The sequence below is a fragment of the Roseivirga sp. 4D4 genome (assembly GCF_001747095.1).
GTDB lineage: Bacteria > Bacteroidota > Bacteroidia > Cytophagales > Cyclobacteriaceae > Roseivirga.
Window position 1 is genome coordinate 3,420,076 of record NZ_MDGP01000001.1, and the last position, 25,328, is coordinate 3,445,403.

General features: G+C 42.9%; 24 protein-coding genes. 11 read left to right on the plus strand and 13 right to left on the minus strand.

Annotation, left to right across the window (positions count from 1 at the left end):
• Positions 1 to 44 precede the first annotated feature (44 nt).
• From BFP97_RS14970 to rpiB, 4 genes are all read left to right on the plus strand, one after another.
• Complete coding sequence (locus tag BFP97_RS14970) at positions 45 to 500, plus strand: response regulator (RefSeq protein ID WP_069843199.1); 456 nt, start codon at positions 45 to 47, stop codon at positions 498 to 500.
• A gap of 89 nt (positions 501 to 589) precedes the next feature.
• Positions 590 to 1,864 carry a serine hydroxymethyltransferase gene (glyA, locus tag BFP97_RS14975; protein ID WP_069843200.1) on the plus strand — a complete coding sequence of 425 codons (1,275 nt, stop codon included), beginning with the start codon at positions 590 to 592 and terminating at the stop codon, positions 1,862 to 1,864.
• The gene (gene tatC, locus BFP97_RS14980; protein WP_069843201.1) at positions 1,865 to 2,692 is read left to right on the plus strand and encodes a twin-arginine translocase subunit TatC; all 828 of its coding nucleotides are present in this window, start codon (positions 1,865 to 1,867) and stop codon (positions 2,690 to 2,692) included.
• Entirely contained in the window at positions 2,686 to 3,123 is a 438-nt protein-coding gene (rpiB, locus tag BFP97_RS14985) for a ribose 5-phosphate isomerase B (RefSeq protein ID WP_170827521.1), read from the plus strand. Before tatC ends, rpiB begins: the two co-directional genes overlap by 7 nt.
• On the opposite strand, the gene BFP97_RS14990 is transcribed toward rpiB, so the two are convergent.
• Positions 3,117 to 4,136, minus strand: a complete 1,020-nt coding sequence (locus BFP97_RS14990) for a DUF6427 family protein (protein WP_069843203.1) — start codon at positions 4,134 to 4,136, stop codon at positions 3,117 to 3,119. The two genes, rpiB and BFP97_RS14990, sit on opposite strands and share 7 nt — an antisense overlap.
• Before the next feature lie 81 nt (positions 4,137 to 4,217).
• Between BFP97_RS14990 and rbfA the strand changes: the two genes are divergently transcribed.
• The 5 genes from rbfA (at position 4,218) to BFP97_RS15015 (ending at position 10,706) form a co-directional block, all read left to right on the plus strand.
• A complete protein-coding gene (gene rbfA, locus BFP97_RS14995; protein ID WP_069843204.1) occupies positions 4,218 to 4,601 on the plus strand; it encodes a 30S ribosome-binding factor RbfA in 384 nt (127 codons plus the stop codon).
• A complete protein-coding gene (locus BFP97_RS15000; RefSeq protein WP_069843205.1) occupies positions 4,598 to 5,824 on the plus strand; it encodes an FtsX-like permease family protein in 1,227 nt (408 codons plus the stop codon). The genes rbfA and BFP97_RS15000 overlap by 4 nt, the downstream gene beginning before the upstream one ends.
• A gap of 74 nt (positions 5,825 to 5,898) precedes the next feature.
• A complete protein-coding gene (locus BFP97_RS15005) occupies positions 5,899 to 8,829 on the plus strand; it encodes a DEAD/DEAH box helicase (RefSeq protein WP_069843206.1) in 2,931 nt (976 codons plus the stop codon).
• A gap of 29 nt (positions 8,830 to 8,858) precedes the next feature.
• Positions 8,859 to 10,232, plus strand: a complete 1,374-nt coding sequence (gene radA / locus BFP97_RS15010) for a DNA repair protein RadA (protein ID WP_069843207.1) — start codon at positions 8,859 to 8,861, stop codon at positions 10,230 to 10,232.
• A gap of 69 nt (positions 10,233 to 10,301) precedes the next feature.
• Complete coding sequence (locus tag BFP97_RS15015; protein ID WP_069843208.1) at positions 10,302 to 10,706, plus strand: DM13 domain-containing protein; 405 nt, start codon at positions 10,302 to 10,304, stop codon at positions 10,704 to 10,706.
• On the opposite strand, the gene BFP97_RS15020 is transcribed toward BFP97_RS15015, so the two are convergent.
• On the minus strand, positions 10,707 to 11,585 hold the full coding sequence (locus tag BFP97_RS15020; protein WP_069843209.1) for a 1-aminocyclopropane-1-carboxylate deaminase/D-cysteine desulfhydrase: 879 nt from the start codon (positions 11,583 to 11,585) through the stop codon (positions 10,707 to 10,709). It lies immediately after the preceding gene.
• 53 nt (positions 11,586 to 11,638) lie between these two features.
• Between BFP97_RS15020 and BFP97_RS15025 the strand changes: the two genes are divergently transcribed.
• Positions 11,639 to 12,655 carry an RluA family pseudouridine synthase gene (locus BFP97_RS15025; protein WP_069843210.1) on the plus strand — a complete coding sequence of 339 codons (1,017 nt, stop codon included), beginning with the start codon at positions 11,639 to 11,641 and terminating at the stop codon, positions 12,653 to 12,655.
• Here BFP97_RS15025 and trhA read toward each other — a convergent pair.
• From trhA to BFP97_RS15080, 11 genes are all read right to left on the minus strand, one after another.
• Complete coding sequence (gene trhA / locus BFP97_RS15030) at positions 12,652 to 13,299, minus strand: PAQR family membrane homeostasis protein TrhA (RefSeq protein ID WP_069843211.1); 648 nt, start codon at positions 13,297 to 13,299, stop codon at positions 12,652 to 12,654. The genes BFP97_RS15025 and trhA overlap by 4 nt on opposite strands.
• Positions 13,296 to 14,096: an ion transporter gene (locus BFP97_RS15035; protein WP_069843212.1), complete on the minus strand. Its 801-nt coding sequence runs from the start codon at positions 14,094 to 14,096 to the stop codon at positions 13,296 to 13,298. Before BFP97_RS15035 ends, trhA begins: the two co-directional genes overlap by 4 nt.
• An 81-nt stretch (positions 14,097 to 14,177) precedes the next feature.
• The gene (locus BFP97_RS15040) at positions 14,178 to 14,900 is read right to left on the minus strand and encodes a LytR/AlgR family response regulator transcription factor (RefSeq protein WP_069843213.1); all 723 of its coding nucleotides are present in this window, start codon (positions 14,898 to 14,900) and stop codon (positions 14,178 to 14,180) included.
• A gap of 12 nt (positions 14,901 to 14,912) precedes the next feature.
• Entirely contained in the window at positions 14,913 to 15,962 is a 1,050-nt protein-coding gene (locus BFP97_RS15045) for a sensor histidine kinase (protein ID WP_069843214.1), read from the minus strand.
• An 82-nt stretch (positions 15,963 to 16,044) separates the two neighbouring features.
• Entirely contained in the window at positions 16,045 to 17,364 is a 1,320-nt protein-coding gene (locus BFP97_RS15050) for an NAD(P)/FAD-dependent oxidoreductase (protein WP_069843215.1), read from the minus strand.
• 317 nt (positions 17,365 to 17,681) lie between these two features.
• Positions 17,682 to 20,543, minus strand: coding sequence for an excinuclease ABC subunit UvrA (uvrA, locus tag BFP97_RS15055; RefSeq protein ID WP_069843216.1), 2,862 nt, complete (start codon positions 20,541 to 20,543; stop codon positions 17,682 to 17,684).
• 212 nt (positions 20,544 to 20,755) lie between these two features.
• On the minus strand, positions 20,756 to 21,259 hold the full coding sequence (locus tag BFP97_RS15060; protein WP_139135323.1) for a hypothetical protein: 504 nt from the start codon (positions 21,257 to 21,259) through the stop codon (positions 20,756 to 20,758).
• The gene (locus tag BFP97_RS15065) at positions 21,256 to 22,248 is read right to left on the minus strand and encodes an endonuclease/exonuclease/phosphatase family protein (protein WP_221406610.1); all 993 of its coding nucleotides are present in this window, start codon (positions 22,246 to 22,248) and stop codon (positions 21,256 to 21,258) included. Before BFP97_RS15065 ends, BFP97_RS15060 begins: the two co-directional genes overlap by 4 nt.
• Entirely contained in the window at positions 22,235 to 23,647 is a 1,413-nt protein-coding gene (creD, locus tag BFP97_RS15070; protein WP_069843219.1) for a cell envelope integrity protein CreD, read from the minus strand. Before creD ends, BFP97_RS15065 begins: the two co-directional genes overlap by 14 nt.
• A 54-nt stretch (positions 23,648 to 23,701) precedes the next feature.
• Complete coding sequence (locus BFP97_RS15075) at positions 23,702 to 24,010, minus strand: winged helix-turn-helix domain-containing protein (RefSeq protein WP_069843220.1); 309 nt, start codon at positions 24,008 to 24,010, stop codon at positions 23,702 to 23,704.
• Positions 24,007 to 24,624 (minus strand): hypothetical protein, encoded by a 618-nt coding sequence (locus BFP97_RS15080; protein WP_069843221.1) that lies wholly within the window; start codon positions 24,622 to 24,624, stop codon positions 24,007 to 24,009. The genes BFP97_RS15075 and BFP97_RS15080 overlap by 4 nt, the downstream gene beginning before the upstream one ends.
• An 89-nt stretch (positions 24,625 to 24,713) precedes the next feature.
• On the opposite strand from BFP97_RS15080, the gene BFP97_RS15085 reads away from it, so the two are divergent.
• Positions 24,714 to 25,292, plus strand: coding sequence for an RNA polymerase sigma-70 factor (locus tag BFP97_RS15085; protein ID WP_170827478.1), 579 nt, complete (start codon positions 24,714 to 24,716; stop codon positions 25,290 to 25,292).
• Positions 25,293 to 25,328: the final 36 nt, after the last annotated feature.

Below are 25,328 nucleotides of genomic sequence, written 5' to 3' on the forward strand. Positions count from 1 at the left end.
TGGGTGCTAAGTCGTATTTTCTGATTGACAACAAAATCCAACCAATGGACGAAGAGTTCGTGGATGGTGTTGAGAAAAAGGAAACCGTCTTCAACGATGTTTTATCAGAGATAACGATTCTCATTATTGATGATAACCCCATTAACCTGATCGTGGCGGAGAAAACTTTAAAAAAGTTTGGAGCAAAATCAATTAAAGCACTTTCGGCTAAAGAGGGAATTCAAAAATTCTCTTCTGAAAAGGTCAACTTGGTGTTGATGGATTTGCATATGCCCGGTATAGATGGCTATAAGGGCACTAAGCTGCTTCACGAATCAGACAAGTATAAGGAATCACCTGTTCCGGTATTGGCCTATACTACTTTTGCTTATGATGAGGTAAAAGAAAAAGTTGAGGCACACAAGCTCGATGGATATATTGGAAAGCCGTTTACTCAAGGTCAGGTTTTTGAAACTATCATGTCGGTTTTGAGCATTGAATCCGATTCAAAACAAGCTTAATCTCCCTTCATTAATTCCTCTAAAATCTTCGAACGTAATGCCATTGGTAATTACTGAACCAAAGCGTATTTTTGGCAAAACGTTATTGAATGCAGCAAGACCAAACCGTCTTTGATCTGATATCAAGAGAAGAGAAAAGACAAACCGAAGGCCTCGAACTAATTGCCTCAGAAAACTATGCTTCACCTCAGGTCATTCAAGCCATGGGCTCCGTTCTGACCAACAAATACGCTGAAGGACTTCCCGGAAAAAGATATTATGGCGGCTGTGAGGTAGTCGATGAAATCGAAAATCTGGCAATTGACCGAGTAAAAGAACTTTTTGGAGCAGTTTGGGCGAATGTGCAGCCGCACTCTGGTGCTCAGGCGAACGCTGCCGTTATGTTGGCTTGCTTAAACCCAGGGGATAAAATTTTAGGATTTGACCTTTCCCACGGGGGTCACTTAACGCACGGGTCTCCTGTTAACTTCTCTGGTAAACTTTACCAGCCCTTCTTTTATGGTGTTGAGAAAGAGACAGGCCTGATCGATTGGGACAAAGTGGTAGCCACTGCACGCAAAGAAAAACCTCAAATGATCATTTGTGGCGCTTCTGCTTATAGCCGTGACTGGGACTATGCCACGTTAAGAGAAGTTGCCGATGAAATTGGAGCAATCCTCCTGGCTGATATTTCGCACCCTTCTGGGCTAATTGCGCGAGGCTTACTCAGCGATCCACTAGAACACTGCCACATTGTAACAACGACTACCCACAAAACTTTGAGAGGTCCACGTGGTGGACTGATCATGATGGGCGAAGATTTTGAAAACCCTTGGGGTCACAAGACCATGAAGGGAGACGTAAAAATGATGTCTCAGTTATTGGATGGTGGCGTATTTCCAGGAACGCAGGGTGGACCTTTAGAACATGTGATTGCTGCAAAGGCTGTTGCTTTTGGTGAGGCCCTAAGTGATGAGTACATGGAGTATGTGCTACAGGTTAAGAAGAATGCGGCAGTAATGGCACAGGCTTTTGTAAATAAGGGCTATGACCTGATTTCAGGAGGAACTGATAACCATTTAATGTTGATCGATCTTAGGTCAAAGGGACTGACGGGCAAGTTGGCGGAGAAAGCGCTGGGCCTGGCAGATATCACCATCAATAAGAACATGGTTCCTTTTGATGACAGGTCTCCTTTTGTTACTTCAGGAATGAGAGTAGGAACCGCTGCCGTGACAACAAGAGGACTCGTTGAAGCGGATATGGAGAGGATTGTGGATTTTATCGATAGAGTCTTATCGGATCCAGAAAACGAAGAGAACCTTAATAATGTGAAAGGTGAAGTAAACGCCTGGATGAATCAATACCCTTTATTCAAAGCATAATTGGCACTAGACCAGCTACCAGACGATCCACAAGAAAAGGAAATGGGTTTCCTTGACCACCTGGAAGAACTCCGGTGGCATTTGGTACGTGCTGTGGCCTCTGTTTTGGTTTTCTCGATTGTTGCCTTCCTTTTTAAGGATATCATATTCGAGTTAATTCTTGGTCCGACTCAGTCTGAGTTTTGGACCTATCAGCAGCTTTGTAAGCTGGCTGATATGATCAACACCCCTGCCTTATGCCTAGGAGACATGGATATGATTATTCAGAACAGGACCATCACGGGTCAATTCGTTTGGCATATTAAGTCTTCACTAGTAGTGGGACTAATCCTTGGCTTTCCGTATACCTTTTGGGAAATCTGGCGTTTTGTCAAGCCCGGTCTCAGAAACAATGAGAAAAGGGCTTCAAGAGGCGTAGTGGTAGTCGTTACCTTCTTGTTTTTATTGGGAGTGTTCTTTGGCTACTTCATTGTAACGCCATTGAGTTTCAACTTTCTCTACAATTACGAGCTGAGTATCAAGATTGATAATATTATTGACCTGTCCTCTATTATTGGAATGGTTGCTACCTTGGCCTTGGCCTGTGGTATTATGTTCCAATTGCCTGTGGTCACATACATACTTTCAAAAGCCGAGATCATCACACCCAAGTTGATGAAGCGCTATAGAAGACATTCAATTGTAGTAATACTGATTATTTCGGCCATTATTACACCACCTGATGTGATTAGCCAAATAATGATAGCCTTGCCGTTAGCCTTCTTATATGAGGTAAGCATAGTCATATCGAGACGAATCCAAAAGAAAATAGAAAAGCAGCGATTATGAAAAAAGTAGGAATAGGTGGCGATCATGCCGGATTTGAATACAAGCAAAAAGTAGTCGCCTTTTTGAATGCTCAAGGGTATGAGGTGAAGGACTTTGGACCTGATTCATCCGATTCAGTGGATTATCCTGACTATATCCATCCGATGGCTAACGCCATTGAAGCGGGAGAATTAGACTGCGGAATAGCCATCTGTGGTAGTGGCAATGGCGTCTGCATGACAGCCAACAAACATCAGGATATTCGCGCTGCATTAGTTTGGGAAAACGAGTTGGCGGCTCTGGCAAGACAGCATAATAATGCGAATGTCGTGTGCATACCTGCTCGGTTTGTAGATTATGACTTGGCTCAAGAAATGGTATCAACCTTCTTGACAACAGATTTTGAAGGTGGTCGTCACGAGCGCAGGGTCAATAAAATTAGCTGTCAATAAGCAAGTGCCAGTGTAGCGATGGCTGCTGCGGCCAAACCAAAGAAGAGCAATTCTGCCACATACTTCTTGGCAATATCCTCAAACAACTTAGTACCGAAATAGGCCAGAGCAGGTAGCGCAAAGGCTAAAGTGGTAAGACTGTCCGATCCAAAAATGGCAAAGGATGTAATACCGAAGAAACCAACCCAACTAATAGCTTTCTGGACCAAAATCTGATGGTTTGTCATGCCTTGGCCTGAGAAGTTTTGAATGGCTGCTACCAGGCTGAGGGCAAGCGCTAAGCCGTACACAATTAGGGGTCGATTAAGCAGTTCACCAAGCACCTGATAATCTACCATTCCAGAAAACATGGTATTCAAAAAGGCTTGATCATTATCCATTAAAAAGAAAACAAGCCAGGTCAAAAGTGGAGGAAGTATGAACCCCCAAGTCAAAAGAAAATACCTGCGCGTAATGGTACCTGAGTACAGCAAGTAAATGATCAGTACCATCAGGTAAACCCATAGGAAGGGGTAATAACACAGACCTGCTAGGCCGATCGTAAAGCCAGTGCTTAAAATATTCTCTTCTGTTCCCCTGTACTTAATGTGGTAGAACAAATAGTTGAGAGAGATCAAAAGAAAGCTGCTGCCTATCAAGGCAGGACTTAAGTAATAAAAGTCTTTAGATGCGCTCATCAGGATAATGTAGATGGCCGCTGGAACATAGGTGCTTTCTTGAAAAGAGGCATTTCTAATGAAAATGGAATTCAGTAAAATTCCATTGAGCAGGATGAGCCCCCCAGCTAAGATGATGTCAATTACCTCGAGATTAATTGACGCAAGTGCAATGAGTAGGAGGTTCGATATCGGACCAGCATGAATGACTTGGGTAGAAAGTGGACCACTATCGTCAAGACTTAAACCCCAATCATCGGTATTAAAGAGTAAAATAAATAAGGTCCTTGTGACCAAAATGATCAAGAGTAGCCCGATAATTCGGTAGGGGTCGTTCTTCTTAAAATAACTGAGCAAGATTTGGATTTATAAGACTGTGCAAATAAGCTAAAAATTAGGCTGGAAGGAAAATCAATAATTATATCAGATATTTGCAAAATGGCAGGAAGCAAAAGGCAGCAGAAGTTTTCTAAACTGATCCAGAAAGAGGTGAGTCAGATTATTCAGCAAGACTACTCAGGAAATTTCATAGGTAAGCTGGTTACCGTTACGGATGTTGAGATGAGCCCCGATTTAGGCTTAGCGAGACTTTATATTAGCATCTTTCCTGTCAGCGCTGCTGAGGAGTCCTTGGAGTTTCTAAATAGCGTAAAATCAAGAATCCGAGGCTCATTGGGAAGGGCTATCGGCAAGGACGTAAGGGTTATACCGGAATTGGCCTTCTTCAATGATAGCACCGCTGAGACAGCCTCTAGAATGGATGCCATCTTGGGCTCTCTGGATATTCCTAAGGACGAATCATCAGAATCAGAGGAAGATTGAACGTCTCCAGCTTCATAGCAAAGCGCTACTTTAGCTCTAAAAAGACAAAGAACTTTATTCAGGTACTCTCCTGGGTATCTATGATCGGTGTGGCTATTGGCACCATGGCATTGATCGTTGTGCTTTCAGTCTTCAACGGCCTCGAAGATGTGTTGCGATCGGTATACCAAACTTTCGATCCGGACCTGAAAATTGAATCTGTGAAGGGAAAATCCTTCGAAGTTTCAGATGAATTTATCACTGACATTCGCCAAATCTCTGGCGTCTCGGCTACGGCACAAGTAATAGAAGACAACGCTTTGGTTTCTTATCGCGATCAGCAGGTTGTGGTGAGTATCAAGGGCATTGAAGAGGCTTATTTGAAGGCCAATAAGTTGGATACCTTTTTACTCCAAGGCGAACTAAAACTGAAGGAAGCAGATCAGAACTTTGCGATCCTAGGCGCAGGAGTGGCCTATGAACTGGGTGTTCTCCTAGACAATGATCTCTTTGAAATCGAAATCGTTTATCCTCGAAACCTGAGACCTGAGGCCACTTTTTCAACCAATTCATTGAGAAGAACGAAGGTCAAACCAGCGGCAGTTTTCAGTGTAGAGCAGGCATATGACGAATCGCTAGTGATTACATCGATTGATGCGGCAAAGCGAGTTTTAGGGTATAAAGAAGAACGAACTTCAGTGGAGGTCTACATTAATGAGGATGCAAGCCTTAAACAGGTTAAGAAGGACTTACAAACCTTATTGGGAGATGAGTTCCGTATTCTGGATAGCGATGAACAGCATTCTGAGTTGCTAAAAGCCGTGAAAATCGAAAAGCTCTTTGTTTACATTGCCCTTACATTTATCACGCTGATTGCGTCTTTCAACATCTTCTTCTCATTGTCTATGCTTGCCATTGAAAAACGCAGGGATGTGTCTGTCCTTTTCGCCTTTGGCGCTACTAAAAACCTGATTAAAGGGATTTTTATCAAACAGGGTGTCATCATTGCAGTTATCGGAAGCTTGGCTGGTTTGTCGCTGGGTTTATTGCTTTGTTGGATTCAGAAAACCTATGAGTTGGTAGGTCTGGGCATGTCAAATGCTGTCAATCAGGCTTACCCCGTAAAGATCGTGTGGTCAGACTTTTTAATGGTTGGATTAAGCATTACGATTATTACCATTCTGACAGCTTATAGACCGGCCGTTTTGGCCTCCAAAGTCAATCCAATCGCCTACTTAGATTAAATTCATTTTACTTTCCACCAGACAGTTTTTCTCTTTGAGAGAAATCTTTAATTTGCGATTCGCTCAAGATTCAAATGAAGGTTTCAACTGCTCAACCGTTCCAATTAATTTACTCTCTCTATGAGCATGAGTACCTCGGGTACTTGTTCGAATCTTTCGTTGTTCAACTCGATGAAAAAGGGCGTTTAACACTGCAACATCAGAATATTTCCTCTAAAAATGCCACAGAGTTTGGTGCTGGTTTAGACGATACGGACTACGAGCTGATCAAGTTAATGGACGAGATGCAGCAGGAGGCCATTGTATTGAAGTTCTACAAGCAAAGAGTCAAGCCTGCCGACTTTTTCTTCAAGGTTTACGATAAGGAAAAGGGCGATAAGGCATTGCAAGATACTATCCATCATCACCTCGAGCATAGAAGAGCCAAGATTCTGGAGAGGCTCGATGGTAAGAGAATCTTTGAAATGGGCCGCGATGGCGAGCCAGCCTGGAAAGAGATCTCTTGGGAAAAGGAAAAGGCAACGGTCCTCTTTCACTTTAGAAGAAACGAGGAAAACACCCACTACTTCCCTACTATGAAGCATAAGGGGGAGAAAGTGGAATGGCAGTATAATGGATCTTTTCTAGTGTGCCATGAACCAGCCTGGTTGATTGTTGGCAACAAGCTCTTGCGCTTTGCCAAAAATGTGGATGGCAAGAAACTTCGACCCTTCCTAAATAAAAAGTTCATTGTAGTACCCAGAAAGGTTGAAGAGACCTATTACGAAAAGTTTGTCACCCAATTAGTGGCCTCTTTCGATGTATATGCCAAGGGTTTTGACATTAATACGGAGAGTTACCCCGTTAAACCAGTAATTGCTTTTTCAGAACTTGTTCAAACAACTAATGGAGAGCTGTTTGCTAGTAATGGCAATTCGAATGGGAACGATGAGGAGAGTAAAATACTTTTCAAACTAGGTTTTGACTATGGCCCTTATCAATTTCCCTATGAAAGTGCACCCAATTCATCGGTGAAACTTGAAAAGAAGGACGACTCCTATGTTTTCCATAAAGTAAGGCGTGATGCAGATACTGAAATAGACCTGGTACAGCGGCTGCAGGAGTCAGGCTTGAAATTTCAGAATGGAAGAGTCGCCATGTCTCGAGGAAGAGCCTTCTCTTGGCTAAAAGACAACGCTGAGGTGCTTGAAGCTTACAATATCAGTGTCAAGCAGACCGATGCCGAGCGCAAGAAGTACTTTGTTGGTGAATCTTCACTGGAAATTAAGGTAAACGAAAGCATCGACTGGTTTGATATTCATGCTGTAGTACGTTTCGGAGACTTCGAGATTTCATTTAATGAGCTTCGTAAACTCATTAATAAAAAGAGTAAAGAAATTAAGCTTCCCAATGGTGAGATCGCTGTGATCCCTGAGGCCTGGCTAACGGATTACGCGGAACTTTTTGCCTTTATTGAAGAAGATGGGCAAGGCCAAAGCCTTAAGCTTCGAAAACATCACCTTTCGCTGGTAGAAGACCTGAGAAACGGAAGGTTGGCTCAGGTTACTATGGACCGAAAGCTTCAAAAGCTTCAAGGCTTTGATGAAATCGAAGACTATGCTATTCCGGAAGGTTTCAAAGGGCAACTCAGGCCCTATCAGAAGGCGGGCTATAACTGGATGCGATTTTTGGCTGAGTATAGCTTTGGAGGTTGTCTGGCAGACGATATGGGGCTTGGTAAAACGGTGCAGACATTGGCCTTACTACAATCTCAGAAAAGCGAAGGAGCCATTCAAACGTCCTTGCTCATTATGCCAACCTCGCTTATCTATAACTGGCAAATTGAGGCCTCTAAGTTCACTCCTAAGCTGAAAGTGCTCATATATGCCGGAACTCAGCGGGACAAGAACCCTGAGCGATTCGCAAATTATGATTTAGTGATTACCTCTTATGGCATAACCCGAGTAGATATTGATATACTAAAATCATTCTATTTCAACTATGTGATATTGGACGAGTCGCAGGCCATTAAAAACCCTGACTCACTGATAGCGAAATCTGTCGGTAAACTCAAATCGCGACATCGCCTCATTCTAACTGGTACTCCGTTAGAAAACAGCACGATGGACCTTTGGTCTCAATTGAGCTTTGTTAACCCAGGCCTTTTGGGTGCCGAGAAATACTTCAAAAACGAGTTCCAACTGCCGATTGAGAAAAAACAAGATGTTGAGAAAACGCGCAAGCTCAATGTGATCATCAAACCATTCATTCTGCGGAGACATAAGTCTCAAGTGGCAAAAGATCTTCCTGAAAAGATTGAGAGTGTCAAGTTTAGTGAAATGTCTCCCGAACAGGCTGAGAAGTACGAAGAGGTCAAATCATTCTACAGAAATAAAATTCTTGATACTATTGAGTCAAGTGGTATTAAAAAGTCGCAATTGCTATTGCTACAAGGTTTGACAAAGCTTCGTCAAATAGCCAACCACCCAAAAATGGTCGAGGAAGACTTTGAGGGAGATTCTGGTAAGCTGGAAGATATCCGCTACATGATCGAGTCTGCGCTTAGCGAAGGGCATAAGATTTTAATTTTTAGCCAGTTTGTGAAGCATTTGACCATCGTGCGCAAGTACTTTGACGATAAGGGGCTTCAGTATTCCTATCTGGATGGAACGACCAAAGATCGCCAGGGCCAGGTCGATGCTTTCCAGAATAACAAAGACATTAAGCTATTTCTGATTTCGCTTCGTGCAGGCGGCCTCGGCCTTAACCTAACCGAGGCCGATTATGTCTTTTTATTAGACCCCTGGTGGAACCCGGCCATTGAGGAGCAGGCAGTAGATCGAGCGCACAGAATAGGTCAAAAGAAAACAGTCTTTACCTATAAATTCATTGCTAGGGACACGGTCGAAGAGAAGATTCTGGCCTTGCAAAAGAACAAACTCAAGCTGGCTTCAGACCTTATTTCTACTGAAGAAAGTTTCATCAAAAAGCTAACGACCGAAGACATCTCTGAGCTACTCGCTTAGGGCTTCAAAATCGTTTATATTGCTGCTCAATGGCCAAGGTAAAAAGCGTCTATATCTGTCAAAACTGTGGAGCCAATTCGGCTAAGTGGATTGGAAAATGCCCCTCCTGCAACGAATGGAATACCTATGTTGAAGAAGTCGTAGAGAAAGGAGACCCAGCCAAGACTTCATGGAGAGATACTGATCAGCCCACCGTCAAGCAGAAACCGGTTAATGTCAAAGAAATTGAAAAGGGTGCCGAACGCAGACTCGTGACTAAAGATGCTGAGTTAAATCGCGTTCTTGGAGGAGGAATTGTTGCAGGTTCGCTTGTCCTCATTGGTGGTGAACCAGGAATTGGCAAGTCCACATTAATGCTGCAGGTGGCCTTAAGTTCGGCCAAGACGAAAGTCCTTTATGTTTCTGGAGAGGAAAGCCAACAGCAAATAAAAATGCGTGCCGATCGTATCGGTGTGCAAAGCGATAATTGCTTTATTCTATCTGAGACGAGTACCCAGAACATTTTTGGCCAAATCAAGGAGATGTCGCCACAAGTTTTAGTGATTGACTCCATCCAGACCTTGCATACGAATAGAATTGAATCTGCAGCGGGCTCAGTCTCTCAGGTGAGAGAATGTACTAGCGAACTGATGAAATTTGCCAAAGAAACCAATACACCGGTATTCTTGGTGGGGCACATCACTAAAGACGGAAGTATAGCCGGACCAAAGATCCTCGAGCATATGGTCGATACCGTATTGCACTTTGAAGGCGATCGGCATTTAACCTATAGAATTCTTCGCACGGTAAAGAACCGCTTTGGTTCAACCTCTGAACTTGGCATTTATGAAATGCAAGAGTCAGGGCTGCGCCAAGTTTCCAACCCCTCAGAAATTCTGATTTCCCAAAGAGCGGAAGACTTAACCGGAGTTGCTATAGGGGCTACAATTGAAGGAAATAGGCCATTATTGATTGAAATTCAGTCTTTGGTGAGTTCTGCGACCTATGGAACACCACAAAGAAGTACAACGGGCTTTGACAGCAAGCGTTTGAATATGCTTTTGGCAGTCTTAGAAAAGCGTGGAGGCTTAAGATTTAGCGCTCAAGATGTATTTCTAAATGTGGCTGGAGGCATTCGCATTGAAGAACCTGCTCTTGACTTGGCAGTTTGCGCATCATTGGTGAGCTCTTATCATGATGTAGCCATCTCCGAGAAAGTGGCCTTTGCTGCTGAAGTAGGCTTAGGCGGAGAGATTAGGGCAGTGAATCGCATTGAGAGTCGTATTTCCGAAGCCGAGAAATTGGGTTTCAATGAAATTTACGTTTCAAAGTACAATGTTAAAGGCCTTGACCTGAAGGGCCGAGACATTATGATTAAACCTTTCGGCAAATTGCGTGAGGTTTTTGAAGACTTACTTGCTTAGTATCATGGCCGACAATCTCGAAGGAACGATTTCGAGCTTGGCCTGTGTTATGGTTGAAATTTTTAAGTCATGAAGATCATATCGACATTTTTAATATTCATATCCCTGTCATTTCTGAATCAGCAGGAAGTGGTTTATCAAGGAGAGTTTGACAACTACAGCCGATGGACAACTTTTGAAGGCAGTTGGAAAATTGTAAAGTCAGGAGATAGTCATCAGGTGGTTTTTGGAGATGACTTTAATGCAAAGAAGGCCCCGGACCTGAAGATTTTCTTATCCAAAGCGGACTTTGACGATATTGAAAGTAAGAATGCATTAAAGGACGGTGACCCAGTGTTTGTGGCCAAGCTTACGGCATATAAAGGTGCTGCTACTTACGACATTCCATCTACAATCGATCTTAGTCAGTACAAAACGATCATTGTTCATTGCGAAGAGTACACTAAGCTCTGGGGAGGATCACCACTTAAATAGCTATAAGCCGAAGCCTTTTCTGCCCTGTAATCCACCAGTATGGATAAAGAGAATCTGATCTCCAGATTTGAAATGGCCATTGTGGATAAGTTGATAAAGGCCATACATAGCTTTCCCGGTATAGACAGGGTCGAGCAATATCTGATGCCTGCTTTCGAAGTCTGACGTAAACTTGAGCAATTCAGGCTTGACTTTGGCATATCCTCCGAAGTGAAAATCGTTATTAATCTGCCAGTTAGCAAAAACGGTATCAACGTATTCCGAGTTGAGTTTTTCGACTTCAGCAGTCAGAAAAGAGCCTTTCAGAGAAGAAAAGCCTAGAATACTGCCACTTCCCCCTAAGCCTTGAATAATTCCACATATGGTGCCCCCAGTGCCTACGGAGAGGCAGTAGTGGCTGTAGTCTTCTTCTAATTCAGAGATGATTTCTGTACAACCCTTGATGGCCAAATTGTTGGTGCCACCTTCAGGTATAGTATAGAAATCACCAAACTCATATTGTAATGTTTGCTTTACATTGGCTGAATCTTTGTCCCGATACTGAGTCCTATTTAAGTAGTGTATTCTCATACCACAAGAAGCAGCATAGCTGAGGGTGTCATTCAATGGTAGCGTTTCTTCACCACGAATGACTCCGATTGTCTTAAAACCATGAGCTTTACCTACCCCAGCCACGGCATAGATATGGTTTGAATAAGCACCGCCAAAAGTGAGCAGTGTATCATGTCCTTGGCGCTTAGCTTCCTCTAAATTATACTTAAGCTTCCGCCACTTGTTTCCAGGTGCCGTGGGGTGGTTGAGGTCTTCGCGCTTTATAAAGACTTGAACCCCCTTCTCTTTGAAGAGCTCTTCCTTAATTTCCTGAACTGGAGAGGGCATAATTTCCACACTGCGAAGTTAGTCATATCTTTGCTTGACTTTAAAGCTATCTCATGAGCGAAGAATTGGAAGAAGGCGATTTATTTGAGCACCATAGAATTGTCTGCGATCCGGGCCAGGAGCCTTATCGTATTGATAAGTTCTTAATGGACCGACTTCCGAATGTTACGCGCAATAAAGTACAGCAGGGAATCAAAGATGGCTTTGTAAAAGTCAATGGCAATGATGTAAAGCCGAATTATAAGGTGCATCCCGAGGATGAAATAGTGGTTGCCTTGCCAGAACCCCCAAGGGAGAGTGAGCTCATTCCGGAAGACATTCCTTTAAACATTATCTATGAAGATGATGATTTACTGATCGTCAATAAGGAACCCGGGATGGTGGTACACCCTGCCTATAATAATTGGTCAGGGACTTTGGTCAATGCACTTGCTTATCACTTTCAGCAGTTACCAACAATGGAGGGCAATGACGGAAGGCCGGGTTTGGTGCATCGTATAGACAAGGGTACTTCGGGTCTTTTGGTAATTGCAAAGTCGGAAATGGCCATGAAGAGCCTTGCGAAGCAGTTCTTCGATCACAGTATTGAGCGCACTTATTATGCCCTAATCTGGGGAACACCCGAAGCAAAAGAGGGAACCATTGATGTGAATTTAGGGAGGAGCGAAAAGGACAGACGTGTTACGGTTGCCATTGAAGATGGCTCTCGAGGAAGAACCGCCATTACCCATTACAAGGTACTTAAAGAGCTACGCTATGTTTCATTGATTCAGTGTAACCTTGAGACTGGTAGAACACATCAAATCAGAGCTCATTTCAAGTATTTAGGCCATCCGCTTTTCAATGATGCGACTTATGGTGGCGATCGGGTAATTAAAGGGACACAGTTTTCCAAGTACAAGTCTTTCGTTGACAATGCCTTTAAGATGATCCCAAGGCAGGCACTGCATGCCAAGTCCCTTGGCTTTGTACACCCAAGAACAAAGAAGTTTGTTCAGTTTGATTCCGAACTTCCTGAAGACTTTCAGAGTGTACTCACCAAATGGGAAGAGTATGTGAAATACGATTAATAGACAATATGATTGAGTACAGCCCAATAGTGAAAGCTAGTACCCCCTAGAACAAACAGGTGCCAAATGGCATGGTGATATTTGAGTCGCCTCATCAAGTAGAATATAATCCCCGTAGTATAACATACACCACCATAGATCATCAGGTTGACCACTTCGGAGCCAAGGATTGTAGAAATCCGGTCAAACATCAGGAACCCCAGCCAACCCATTGCTAAATAAGAGAGCAAGGAAATAGCCTCGAATCGCCCAGTGAAGAAGATTTTAAAGATAATCCCTGCCAGTGCAATGAGCCATACACCCAAGAGCATATTGATACCGAAAGCTTCGCTTCCCAGTACTCCCCAGGCAAAAGGAGTGAATGTGCCAGCAATTAGGATGTAGATGGCAATATGATCTAGTTGCTTAAACAAGTACTTTTGTTTCTTGGCCTTTACAGAATGGTATGCGGTAGAAGCGGCATAAAGCAAGATGATGCTCACACAGAAGATAATGCAACTCCAAAATCGGGCAGCGTCATGCACTGGTACTTTAATTATGACGAGCAGTAATCCTACGAGGCCCAAAACGATGCCTGTGGCATGAGTTAAGGCATTTGCCTGCTCTTCTTCGGGCGTGTAAACATCCAGTTTGGGCTTGCTCAATTATCCAACATTTCACCGCAGAACTTGCAAAAAACGGCATTGCTATCATGTCCTTTTTGACCACAATTTTCGCAAGTGACTTGCTCCCTTTTCTTCTTGTCCTTTCCTAGTTCTACGGTAACAATACCCGTTGGCACAGCAATGATGGCATAACCAAGGATCATCACGAATGACGCTATGGTTTGACCCAGAATAGTCTGGGGGGCAATATCTCCATACCCAACCGTGGTAAGCGTGACAATGGCCCAATAAACACTTCTAGGGATACTGCTAAAACCATTTTCACCACCTTCTACCAGGTACATAATGGTACCCATCATCACTACGAGCATGACCACCGTGGCCATGAAAACAGTAATCTTATGGCGGCTAGACTTAAGTGCTCTTGCCAGTTGTTCTCCTTCACCAACAAAACGTCCCAACTTCAAAATCCTAAATACTCTTAGAAGCCTTAAGGCACGGATGACCAGCAGATATTGTGTGCCTGCAAAAATGAGACTTAAGTAGGTAGGCAAGAGGGAAAGCAGATCAATGAGCCCATAGAAGCTGAAAATGTATCCCCTTTTCCGGTCGGTAATGTAGATCCGTGTCAGATATTCAAGGGAGAAGAGTATGGTTAGCCCCCATTCTACTATGCGGAAGACATTTCCGAAATTCTTTTCAATCGACTCGACACTTTCTAGCATAACAGCTAGTACACTGATCAAAATGGCAATCAGCAAACCAACATCAAATGCTTTTCCGGCAGGGGTGTCGGTTCCAAAAATGATGATGTCGAGTTTTTTCCGAAGATTCATTATCAAAAAGATAGCGAAATTAAGTAGAGCATAAAAAAACCCAGGCAGAAGTGCCTGGGTATGTATAATTTCAGTTGAGCATTATAGACTCATCATCTCTTTAAACCTTGCTGCCTGTCTACGGCTTACCTCAACTTTATCTCCACCACGAAGCACTACCATCAGGCCTCCATTGAACCAAGACTCAATGCTTTCTACCCAGGTAAGGTTGATAATATGTTTTCGGCTTGCTCTAAAGAAAGATCTATCGTCAAGCTTTTCGTCTAGCGCATTCAATGATTTATGAATCATCGGCTTAAAGTTGTCGAAGTAGATTTTGATGTAGTTACCGTCTGATTCGAATAGTCTGATATTCTCCAGCTTTACAAACCAGCACTTATCCCCGTCTTTGACAAAAACACGATCTTGCGGGCCGAGTTTCTGGTCGCTCACTACTTCTGCAACAGCTTCCTTTTTAGGGCGGTTGATCAGTTTAGTTATGGTTTCTTTCAATCTGTCTGGCTCGATTGGTTTTAACAAATAGTCAAGCGCATTAAAATCAAAAGCCTTCAGCGCATACTCATCATAGGCAGTCGTAAAGACAACATCTGGTACTGAGTCCAACGTTTCCAATAACTCGAAACCAGTTTTACCAGGCATCTGAATATCTAAAAAGAGTAAGTCTGGCTGAAGGCTTTGAATCTTTTCCTCAGCATCTTCCGCATTTACTGCTTCTCCCACTATTTCAATTTCAGGATATTCTTGTAGCAGATTGGTCAATTCCTTCCTGGCTAACCTCTCATCATCAATAATCAGTGCTCTCATTGGTTTCTATTTTTAAATGCGCTGGGGTATTTTCACCTCAGTCACAACAAACTTATTATTTTCATTGTAAATACGAAATGACGCAGCCTCTCCGTAGATCAGTTTTAGTCTTTCCTTGGTATTAATTAGGCCTACGCCCTTTCGGCCACCTCTTTTTACTTGCCCATTGACGAGTTGTCCGCTATTCCTAATTTTCAAGATCAGAATGGAGTGTTCCACAATGGACTGAATTTCAATAAGGCCACCTTTCATCAGGTTAGAAACACCATGTTTGATTGCATTTTCAACGAGCGTCTGGACCATCATGGGAGGAATTTCATAGCCATCAGATTTAGGGTCTATCTGGTAGCTCACTTCAAGTCGTTCTTCAAACCTTATACTTTCTAGTGCTAGATAGTCTTTCACAGTATTTAACTCATCACCAAAACTGACCACCCTTTTCTTATCCGTAATCAGTGAGTTCCTGAGAATGTTCGACAACTGAGTTATAGCAATCTTAGCCTTGCTGGGCTCTTCATCTACCAAAGCTCTCATACTATTAAGCGCATTGAAAATAAAGTGTGGATTCAATTGCGATTTTAACTGATTGAGGTGCATTTCATTCATGGCAGCCTCATACTTGAGTGATCTGGTGTTAGTTTCTAGAAAATGGTATAGGAAATAGACGGTCGACCAAATCACATATAGAATCACAAAGGTGATGAAGGCAAACAGTATATCAGTGGGCAAAGCAGGTCCTACAGTAAGGGCTCCTACTAGACCATAAAGGGCAAAGGAAAGAACTACAACAATTAAAGAGGAGAGTCCGATTATGCCAAGGATCCTGGGTATTACTCTTGCGATGTTGATTTGCAGCCAACCCCGCTTTATGATGATCTCTCTTAGAATAAAATGAGAGCACATGAGCAAAAGAGGAGAGTGAATCATCACCTCAATTCTTGAGATACGCATGGTTGCCTCATCCAGATTTTGTGGATTAATGGACATAGTAATGAAGTTGACGAAGAAATAAATTCCCCAACCCAATATTTGAAGTGTCCAGTAGAGCCGCTTTTTTCTCATTTCCTGAACGGAAAATAAGCAAACTTTAAGCATTATAAAGCATGCTTTCTAACGAGAGGTAGTCTGCGTCTATCTGTGGAGGCTAAAGGGTATCTCCGTGCTTGTATTTATGGTTCCGGAGAAAAGTTCTGATGATGAGTCGTGTACCCCGATCGTAGGTCATGTAGTTCCAAACCCAATTACTTAGCACAACCAGGCGGTTTCTGAAGCCCACAATAGACATCAGGTGAACAAACATCCAAACCAGCCAGGCAACAAAACCTCCAAAATGAAACTTTGGTAAATCTACCACCGCACGGTTTCTTCCTATCGTAGCCATCGATCCCTTGTCTTTGTATTTAAAAGGAACAAACGGCTTGTCCTTAATTTTTCGCTTTAGGTTTTTGCCTAAGTATTCGGCTTGTTGCATGGCTACGGGTGCCACCATTGGAAACCCATTTGGATAGTCCTTTGTCTTCATCATGGCGATGTCTCCAATGGCATAAACATCTTCATAACCTTTCAACTGGTTGAACTCATTGACAAGGATACGACCACGTTCGACAGTACCTTCGGGCAGGCCATCAATAATATTTCCGGTTACTCCTGCAGCCCAGATGACTGTTTTGGCAGGTATAACGGTACCATCTGTAAGTGTTACATCCTTCCCATCATAGTCTGCCAACCTTGTGTCCGTTCTTACATCGACCCCGAACTCTTTTAAGTACTCCATGGCCTTGTCGCTCGACTTTTGAGACATGCCTGCTAAGAGCCTTGGTCCGCCATCAACCAAATGGAGTTTCATTATGTCAAAATCAATATCAGGGTAATCTTTAGGGAGTACATGCTTTTTGAGCTCACCCAGTGCTCCGGCAACCTCTACGCCTGTCGGTCCTCCTCCAACAATAACAAAATTGGTTAAGCGATCCTGCTCATCGGGGTCTGGTGACATTACGGTTTGCTCAAAGTTTTGCAGCATGTGGCTTCGAAGATCGAGTGCCTGAGGAACCTGTTTCATAGGGAAGGTCCGCTCATACATTTTCTTATCTCCAAAGTAATTCGTCTTAGAGCCGTTGGCGATCACCAACATGTCGTAGTCGAGTTCTCCGACAAGTGTCTTAATACACTTCTTTTCCAAGTCTATCCCCGTAACCCTGGCCATTCTGAAATAGAAGTCCTCATGCTTTTCAAAGAGCTGTCTGAGAGCACCAGCAATCGAATCGGGCTCAAGACCCGCGGTCGCCACCTGGTAAAGTAGCGGCTGAAAAGTATGATAGTTATGCCGATCGAGAAGTACTACTTGATAAGGGAGTTTTCGAAGGGATTTGACCAATTGGACTCCGGCAAATCCACCGCCAATTACAACGACTCTTGGCTTTTCACACCTTGGAATTTCAAGGTGCAAATGTTGAAAGGTAGACATAGGCAATACGTTAGTAATCATAACGTTTTTGAATGCCGAAAGTTGATGTTTCTACCCTCTATTATTGGTAGATACCTCAATTTATTAAGAAATGTTAAAATCCAATAAATATGCACAACACGTATAATACATATTGACCACTTGCCGTTCTAATGGTGAGCTTTCAAAAGAATTTTAGAAAGAAATTAGAATCGATAATGGATGTCCGTAACTGGTGTTAGGTTACAGACTGTTGAGGAGTGAGATAGTTGTATCGATTTTAATGTTTTGGTTGAAGATGGTGCTGTTCGCGAAAGCGGCAGCATCTTTTTTTGTACCTATGAGAGCTCCTCTTTCAAGAACTGTGCGGTATAGCCTTTTGTGCTCTTGGCAACCTTTTCAGGCGTTCCCTCGGCTACAATGGTTCCTCCACCATTTCCTCCCTCTGGACCTAAATCAATAATATGATCTGAAACTTTGATCACATCCAGATTGTGCTCGATCACCAATACAGAGTTTCCTTTATCCACCAATCGGTTCAAAACATCCAACAAATGCTGAATGTCCTGAAAGTGAAGGCCTGTGGTAGGTTCATCAAGAATGTAAAGGGTTTTTCCAGTGTCTTTCTTGGAAAGCTCTGTGGCTAGTTTAACCCTTTGCGCTTCTCCACCTGAGAGGGTAGTCGCATGCTGACCGAGTGAGATATACCCCAAGCCGACATCATTAAGGGTTTTGATCTTTCTTAAAATCTTTGGCTGATGCTCAAAGAATTCAACGGCTTGCTCTACCGTCATATCAAGCACATCGGAGATCGATTTGCCTTTGAATCGTACTTCCAGCGTCTCACGATTGTAACGCTTCCCTTTACAGGTTTCACAAGGCACATGTACATTTGGCAAGAAGTCCATTTCGATAAGCTTCATTCCGGCACCCTCGCAGGTTTCGCAACGACCTCCTTTTACATTGAAGGAGAACCTTCCCGCTTTATAGCCCCGGATTTTTGCCTCAGGCAATTCAGTAAATAGGGTTCTGATGTCAGAGAATACCCCCGTATAAGTGGCGGGGTTAGACCTTGGCGTTCTGCCAATCGGTGATTGGTCTACTTCAATCACTTTGTCCACATTTTTGAGGCCATCAATCGACTTGTAAGCCAGAGGATTCTTTCTAGAACGGAAGAAATGCTGATTCAGGATTGGGAACAGGGTATCGTGAATCAATGTGGACTTCCCACTTCCAGATACGCCAGTCACACAAACCATTTTACCCAAAGGCAATTTCAAGGTGACATTCTGAAGATTGTTGCCTTCAGCTCCTTTGAGTACAATTTGATCACCGTTTCCAGCTCTTCGCTTCTTAGGTATTTCTATGTTTCGCTGGCCTTTTAGATAGTCAGCCGTAATGCCGCCTTCTTTTAAGAAAGTCTCTGGCGATCCATCGGCAACAATCTGACCCCCGTGCCGACCAGCACCTGGTCCAATATCAATGATGTGATCGGAAGCCAGCATCATGTCTTTGTCGTGTTCCACCACGATAATGGTGTTGCCAATATCTCGTAGGTTCTTCAAAGCATTGATCAGCTTCACATTGTCTCTTTGATGAAGACCAATACTAGGTTCGTCCATGATATACAGCACACCAACCAACTGAGTGCCGATTTGCGTAGCCAGTCGTATCCTTTGGGCTTCACCCCCTGAAAGGGTTCTTAAAGGTCGGTTTAGTGTTAAATAGTCTAGACCTACATCGAGCAAAAAGCCGATGCGCTTTCTAATCTCTTTTAGAATTTCCGGAGCAATCTGTCTCTGCTTCTCCGTCATCCGATCTTCCACACCCACAAACCAATTGCTCAGTTGAGTGATGTCCATTCGGGCGAGCTGCGCAATGTTGGTATCCGCAATTTTGAAGTGAAGGGATTCTTTCTTGAGACGATCACCATTGCAGGACGGACAGGTTTTGATGGACATAAAGTCTTCAATCCATCGTTTGGTCTTCTCCGTTCCTTCGTCTTTCTGCTTTTCCAGAAACTTTATGATGCCCTCAAACTTGGTGCTCCATTCTGTACCGGGGTACTTTTTTGAACTTACCGCGACTGGAACATCATCCCCATAAAGAATGACGTCCATCACCTCTTCAGGAATCTTTTCTATTGGGGTGGAAAGGTTAACCTTATAACGCTTCAGAATGGCGTCAATCTTTTTAAAGATCCAGATATCGCGATAGTCTCCAAGCGGGGCGATACCACCACGGCTAATGCTCAAGCTTTTATCTGGAACAACATTTTCTTTACTGATCTCTTCAATCTGCCCCAGTCCATTGCAGGTCTGGCAAGCACCATAGGGTGAGTTAAAAGAGAAGTTGTTCGGAGCTGGCTCATCGTAGGACAATCCTGTTTCAGGGTCCATCAGATATTTCGAAAAGTGATGGATCTTGGTCTCTTCGTCTCGAACCATCATCACCCCCTTACCATGGGAAAGTGCCGTTTTGACACTTTGTGTAATGCGATAACGATCTTCAGCCTCAGCAATGATACGGTCAACTACAATCTCAATATCATGCGTCTTATACCGATCGACTTGCATTTTGGGCACCATATCCATCACCACGCCATCGACACGCACTTTGGTGAAGCCCATTTTTCTGATCTGAACGAATAACTCACGATAATGACCCTTCCTTCCTTTTACTACTGGAGCCAGCAGGATGAGCTTCTGCTTATCAAAGTTTTGAATCAGGTGATCGACAATCTGATCTTCTGATTGGCGGATCATTGCCTTTCCCGTCAGGTAGGAATAGGCTACACCCGTTCGCGCAAAGAGAAGTCGAAGGAAATCATAAATCTCGGTGAGTGTACCTACGGTGGATCGCGGATTACGAGAGGTAGTCTTCTGCTCAATAGAGATGACTGGGCTCAACCCGTTGATTTTATCAACATCTGGGCGCTCCATATCCCCGATAAAAGAACGGGCATAGGCCGAAAAACTTTCCATATACCTGCGCTGGCCTTCGGCATAGATGGTATCAAATGCGAGAGAGGATTTTCCGGAGCCGGAGATACCAGTGATTACCACCAGTTTGTTCCGAGGAATCACCGTATCAATATTCTTCAGATTATGCTCCCGGGCACCGAAAATTTCGATGTTTTCGTGACCAGAAAGGTCTACGGGGGCAAGATCGATAGAGGTGTTTTCCTTGAGTTTTTCCATGAATTGGACTGCAAAATGCAGAATTCACAAAGGTCTTGATTTCAGTGGGTAATTGCAACTAAGTTTTCTAAGAAACAGAGACTTATTAAGGTAGTACTGTTTTGGCTAAAACGGGGTGTACTAATGCATAAAGTACAAGGCCTACGACCAGGCAATCGAACAGAAAGCAAACAAGTTTTATGTTGAGAAATGTCTTCATAAGCTTAAAGGAATTATGGATTTATTGGTACCCACCTATACAGATTTATATTAGCTGTATCGTATTTGGTAGTCCATTGAAAACAATCACCCAATTTTATAACTCTGTGAATGGAAGTTTTGTTGGGTTCGCTTTCCCAGTATCGAGTTCTGGAAATAATCGTTTGTCCATTTTTGAAACGGTTTTCGAACAGCACTTTTTCATTTCCCCTGCTTGAATCAAAACTCCTATATAAGAACAGAACTGCTAGTAGGCTAATAATGGATAGCGGAATTCCCAGAATAAAGTTGATAAAGAACGATCGTTGGTTTTTGTTGTTTAAATAGTCTAAAATGACCAGGATAAAGACGAGCAATGGAGTGGCCAAAATTAGAGTCAAGTCATACTCGAATTTCAACCCCTCATCGTGCCACTCGAGTGGTAAATGACTACTCGTGATTAAGGTTAGTATTACATAAGTCAAAAGAATGAGAAACCCTCTGATGAGGTACTTTAAGGTTCTTGAGTCATGCATCATCCTGCAATCTGAAAAGTGCCCATAATCGCTTTGTGATCTGAGGTAATTGTTACCGCGTTTAGTGAGTCACAGCCAATACCCTTGGAATGGAAGATGTAGTCTATAGGGATCTGAGCTACAAAAGGGTTCCATGTAGGATAAGTTGGTGTCAGCTTCTTGCGGCTGTCCTTTAAGTCAGTACTAGACTTAAAACTGATCAAGCGTTTATCCCATGGCACTGTATTAAAGTCTCCCAAGACCAAAAACTCACCTTCTCTTTCCTGAATGAACCTTTTAGCCGCTTGAATATGAGCATTCCGATAGTCCCATCGGTTTTTTGTTGTGGGCGACATGGTATGTAGGGCCAGGAAGTTGATTTGCTCTTCTCCCACCTGCACTTTGCCTGTGATATTGGCGGTACCTGCCCAAATCACCCTTTCGGTTTCGATCAGCGGATACTTACTAAAAACGGCAATTCCTTGACTTTCTAAAGGGTGGGTCATTACGGTATAATAAGGGAAATCGGCTTTCAGGCCTTCTTCAAGTTTTTCGGCCCACACTGGTGCAACTTCCTGAAAAGAGATAAAATCAGGGCTTAATTGGATAACACGATCAATGGTTTCCTCGAAGGTGGTATTCACAGCATGTACATTGAATTGCATCACCTTCAACTCTTCCTTGCCTTGGCTTACACTATACCCCATGTCGATGGGGCTATTGATCTTGATGAGTAGCAGCAGATAAATGCTAAAATTTATCCCTGCCAATCGATAGTGATGTTTGAAGATCCAAATGATGCTGAAAATGCCATAGACCAACATGGCTTGGAACAGAAAAGACTGCAGCAAAGTGAGTGTGAACGTATATGTCGGCATAAGGAGAATCATGGCAGGTATTAACAACATGGCTGCTACCATTCTTTCCTTGTTTTTCTTTTGTCTTATCCAGCAGTAAGCCCGGAGGAGGAACAATCCTCCTCTGAGCAATATTTTGAGTTTAAGCGCTTTCATGAGAGAGTCCATTTTTAGTTGATTTGATATTATACCAGTCTACTTTTCTGGATAGGTACATGCAGAAACCGAGAACAATCAGGAGGCCAAAGCTTCCCACTAATAATGAGAAATCTTCCATTCTGAGAATGACGAAAATGAAACTGTATATCATGGTAAAAAACAGCAACATGAAACCAGCCAGCTTTCTGCTCTTAAGAATGGAAAGCGAATAGGAGGTGAGCATAACGATTATGATGGAAGAGGCAACCCAATAAGCTCCACCAAAGCCGATCAATTCAGAAAGAGAAAGCAGTAATGTATAGAATATTGTAAGTGTCAGACCAACGAGAATGTATTGAATCGGATGAATCTTCTTCTTATTCAAAACCTCAATAAAGAAGAATGAGATAAAAGTGAGGAATAGAATCAGCACGGCATACTTGGCCGAACGCGTATTCTGTTGATAGTTGTCTACAGGTTGATAAAGGTTAACCCCAAAGTCAGCATTGCTGATGCTATGGGCTTCACCAATCCACTGCTGTGGGTAATTTCGATTGAGGTCGAATACCGACCATTCTGCTGTGAATCCGTCTTCCGAGATTTGATGATCATTCGGTAGAAATTGCCCTTCGAAACTCGGGTGAGGCCAGCTTGATGTCAGTTTAACTTTTGTGGTTTTGCCAACTGGATTAAACATGAGGGTTTTCGTTCCTCTTATATCCAAATCAACAGAGAAGCTGGTTTGCTTTTGTTTTTCATCGATTTTGACCCTGCTGTTGACTCCTGTTTGATTTTTACTATTTCGGACGCTTACTGAACCATAGCGCAGATCGTTTTGGTCTAAGTCAAGATGAAGAAAATCGGGAATCCCTGACTCCATTCTATAAGCTGTATCTTCAAGCTGAAACTGTATATCCGATTGAATCCCTCTCATATCCGGAATACCAATGCTTAGCGTTGCTTCTTGCCAGAGAATGTGCTGTGGCTGATCAGTGAATTGCTTCATATCAATTTTGCCGAACTTCCCTTTTAGGGCCAAAGAGGTCGAATAAACAATCACTTCATAAATTCCCCGTTTGCGAGTCTCTGGGTTTAGTGCCCCATCAATAAGTAATTCTTCTGGTAGAAAATGAGCGTACTTCTTAGTACGATAGGTCTTGTCCTTATCGCTATATACGACCTCAAAAGGGATGGTCAAGATGGGGCCTGTGAGTTCGAGAGGTGCTGCCCAACTGTCAGATACTTCGTTAACCGCTACAAATTGATTCGATTGCCGTTCGCTGATAAGGGATTTTATCATCGATTGTGGAATGAGGAGTATAGCGATGAGAAATCCAATGCTCAGCAGCTTGATGCTGATGGAATTCTTAATGGCGTTGTTTACCTTTTCAAAGGTAGATTCTTGTTTTTGTTCCATATTTTATTTCATTTAAAAGTACTTTGTAGTTCAAAGTGAAAGAATAAAAAAATATTACCCTTTCCCTGTTTGCTTTTTTATGAGTGCTTCAAGTGCATTGATATGCTCATTAAAGGCTTTTTTACCCGGTTTTGTGACCCTATATTTTGTATTCGGCTTTCGGCCGATAAAGGACTTTTGAACCTCGACAAAAGCCTCTTTTTCCAGCGCTTTTAAGTGACTTGCCAAGTTACCGTCTGTAACATCGAGCAGCTCTTTTAGCCGGTTAAAATCCATCGCTTCACCGGCTATTAGAGCAGACATAATCCCTAATCGTACCCTGTTTTCAAAGGCTTTATTCAGCTTGTGAATATCTACTTTCAACGTTCGTATTTAAAGTACATCATGGCTCCATAGACTATGTGTAGTACACCAAAGCCCAAAGCCCAAATTAAAAGCCCGTAACCTAAGACTGCACTGGCAATAAGCCCCAATATTACCTCTGAAATTCCCAAATACCGAATGTCTCTATAGGTATAGTGACTCGCATTGATGAGGCCCATACCATAAAAGATCAAAGTGACTGGCGCAATGAGTGCTATCAAGCCTTGATTGTAGAAAATGATCACGAGAATACCTCCAGCGATCAATGGAATGAAAAGGTTAACCAACAATCGCTTCGTGGTCTCATCCCAGGTCTTCACACCTTCCTTCTTTGCCTTTCGCTTTGTGAGAAGAATCCCTGTGATGATGGTTAGGAGCAACACGGATAAGGCAATGATTATCAATGCGGTTAGGTTTCCACGGACATCGCGCAATACCAGTTGTTCATATACGATGATCTCGCTCGTATAAACAAGTTCGTGTGCAATGGCGGCACCAATCAGTGCATAGATACCGGCCATGACTCCTGATAATCCACTCAACGAGATAAACCGAGATGACTTCTCCATAATGGAGCGAATCTCAGAAATGTCTTTTAAGTAATCTTTTTCCATTTTAAAAGTACTTTGAGTTACAAAGTAAAGAAAGGAATTTTATTGTGCAATTCGTCATCGCATAAATTTTCGAAGTATTTTTGACCATCGTGCACGACCAAGACGAGATCAGGCTTCAACAGCAACTGTCGCAAGGCAGTGAAAAGGCCTTTGAAGAGGTTTTTCAAGCCTACTTCAAGGTACTTACCGTATTCTCAAAAAAGTTTGTGCAAGACTTGAGTGTGGCTGAGGATTTGGTTCAAGAGGTTTTGCTCAAACTTTATGAAAACAGAAGGTCCATCCAATTTCACACTTCGCTTAAAGCGTTTCTCTTTCAATCGGTTAGAAACAAATCAATCGACTATCTGCGGTCGTTAAAGTCAAAGTCAGATCATCACGATCAATTCAAATTATTGAGTGTTGCAGAGTCTGCCGACTGGAATGACACGATGGAACAATCCGAACTTGAAGAAAGGATTGCGAAAGCGATTTCAGTATTGCCAGATCAGTGCCAGTTAATCTTTAAGATGAGTCGCTTTGACGGAAAGCGGAATCAGGAGATTGCAGAAGAACTGGATATCTCAAAAAGAACAGTAGAAACGCAGGTGAGTAATGCCTTGAAGCGATTGAGAAAAGATGTACTGCCGTACGTCAATCTCTTGATTATAATCCTTTCAAGGCTGTTTTAGTAAATTTTTTGAAGGGACTTACGTGTGTTTTTCACT